Annotated in this window: 2 protein-coding genes; both read right to left on the bottom strand. The window is 68.0% G+C overall.

Features of this window, described 5'->3' with window-relative positions; all coding sequences use genetic code 11:
• Positions 1-111: 111 nt before the first annotated feature.
• Positions 112-1,068: an ABC transporter permease gene (locus DD1DGNOD_RS08280; RefSeq protein ID WP_131765968.1), complete on the bottom strand. Its 957-nt coding sequence runs from the start codon at positions 1,066-1,068 to the stop codon at positions 112-114.
• Positions 1,069-1,072: 4 nt separating this feature from the next.
• The gene (locus tag DD1DGNOD_RS08275; RefSeq protein ID WP_131765967.1) at positions 1,073-2,038 is read right to left on the bottom strand and encodes an ABC transporter ATP-binding protein; all 966 of its coding nucleotides are present in this window, start codon (positions 2,036-2,038) and stop codon (positions 1,073-1,075) included.
• Positions 2,039-2,380: the final 342 nt, after the last annotated feature.

Genomic DNA, 2,380 nt, shown 5'->3' with positions numbered 1-2,380 from the left:
GCTTAAGGTGAACGCCGCCCAGGCCACCCGGACAACCCATACCGCAGTCCTTACTCGACGCCCGTGGGCCGAGCGCTGCCGTGCTGAGGTCATAATCCGGATGCCACACGATCAGGCGTCCCGCGCGACCATCGACCATGCCCCGAGAAGCAGCACGATTGCCGCATAGACGCCGAGCATCGCGATACTTCCCCCGGCGGACAGGCTCATAGCCGGAGGATTCACGGTGACGACCGAGACCGCCATCGTCGCGGGCAGGTAGGGCAGGATGTTTTCCTGCAGGTCCCCGGGCAGGAACTGAACGGCGATCTGCAGCACCACCATGGCGCCGAACAGGACGCCCAGAGCTCCCGCGGTATGGCGGATCGCGGCCGCGAGCCCCAGCCCGATCAGCCCGATCAGCGTGAGATAGGCGGTGGCACCGAGGATGATCCTGAACATTTCCGGATCACCGAGCGAGGCCTGCTGGCCGGTCGAATGCAGCAGTCGCTGGCCGAGCACAAAGGCGACAAAGCAGGCGACGAACGAGCCGGCCACCACCACACCCGCGAAGACCACGGCCTTCGCCGCAAGCACGACCAGCCGGTTCGGGACGGCCGCGAAGGTCGTCCGGATCATCCCGCTGCCGTACTCCGAGCTGATCACGAGAACGCCGAGAGCGCCCAGTGCGATCTGGGCCATGAAGATTCCACTGAGGCTGAGCGCGGCTGGTTCCCCGCCGACGTCCCCGCCCTGGTTGGCGGTTGCTCCGCACGCGACCGCGGCCAGGCCGATGGTGATGGCGAAGGCCGCGAACAGGGTCCAGTACGTGGACCTGACGGTCCACAGCTTCGTCCACTCGGAGCGCAGGGCGTTACCGAGGGCGTCGGCAGCCGGATGACCGGCGGGTGCGGCGGCGGCCACGGCAGGCAACGGGGCCGATGCCGTCGAAGGCCGGGGCGGGGGGGCGTTACCGGCCCGGCTGCCGACCGGGTCCGCAGGCAGGTCCGGGGGCAGGTCCGGGGGCATGGCGTCGACGATCTCCGAGGGGGAGTCGATGACGTTCGGGGGCACGAAATCCGAGGGCATGGGGTCAGGGCCTCGATCCGGCGGTTGTGGGCGTGGTGGAGGACTCGAGCGAGAGCAGGTCCGTCCCGGTCCGGTAGTCGACCGAGTCCCGGGTCAGGTCCATGAAGGCTTCCTCCAGTGAAGCCTGCTGGGACGACAGTTCGTGGAGGACGACGCCGTGGGCGGCAGCGAGCTCACCTACTGCGGGTGCGTCCATCCCCAGGACTTCCAGGCCCCCGTCCGGCCCGGACTGCACGTTCACGCCCGACTGGTCCCGGGTCAACAGCGTCGACAGCCGTCCGGCCTGCGGGGAGCGCACCCGAACCCGGTTGCGCGAGCTGGTGGAAAGCAGTTCCGCGACGCTCGCGTCCGCGACGAGCCGACCCCGCCCGATCACGATGAGATGGTCGGCGGTCAGGGCCACCTCACTCATCAGATGGCTGGAGACCAGCACCGTCCGTCCTTCGGCGGCCAGCTGTTTCATCAGCGTGCGGATCCACCGGATACCTTCTGGATCCAGGCCGTTCACCGGCTCGTCAAAAAGCAGCACACCCGGATTGCCGAGCAGCGCGGCCGCGACGCCGAGGCGCTGTAGCATCCCGAGCGAAAATGTACGGATCCGCCGCCGGGTGACGCCGGCGAGGCCCACCATTTCCAGAACGGCGCTCACCCGAGCCGGATCGATGCCGTTGCTCCGCGCGATACACAGCAGATGGTTGGAAGCACTGCGACCACCGTGTACGGCACGTGCGTCCAGGAGCGCTCCCACCTCGCACAGCGGGCGCCGAATCGACGCGTATGACCTGCCGTTGATCCGGACCTCGCCCATGGTCGGCAGGTCCAGACCGATAACGGCCCGCATCGTCGTCGACTTTCCCGCTCCGTTCGGCCCGAGAAATCCGGTGACCCGACCGGGAAGGACCTGGAACGAAAGGTCGTCCACCGCGACAGTCGAGCCATAGCGCTTGGTCAGCCGATCGACTTCGATCATCTGTCTCCATCCGGGCCGCGTGGGAACTACCGAGCTCCCGACCGTAACCATCGGACGGCTCCCGCCCCGAGGAAACCCCAAGCGTGGACGCTGAGGTACCCGTTGTCCTCCGGCCGACACCGGCGGGTCAGGACGAGTGGTCGACATCCGCGGGAAAGAGCCCGTCGTCGCGGCGACGACCGCATGGATGACCATACAGACGACCCCATATGCCCGCTCCCCTCCGGTCTCGCGGGAGAGCAACGTCCTTGACCGGGCGGCAGCTCCACACACACCATCGGCCCGGACCTCGTCAACCGTCACACGTCCTGCCGGGGCCCGCCGACGACGTCCAGACGTCGT

The organism is Candidatus Protofrankia californiensis (genome assembly GCF_900634765.1).
GTDB lineage: Bacteria > Actinomycetota > Actinomycetes > Frankiales > Frankiaceae > Protofrankia > Protofrankia californiensis.
Note: the sequence above shows the minus strand (reverse complement) of the source record. Positions and strands in the feature narration are given on the sequence as shown.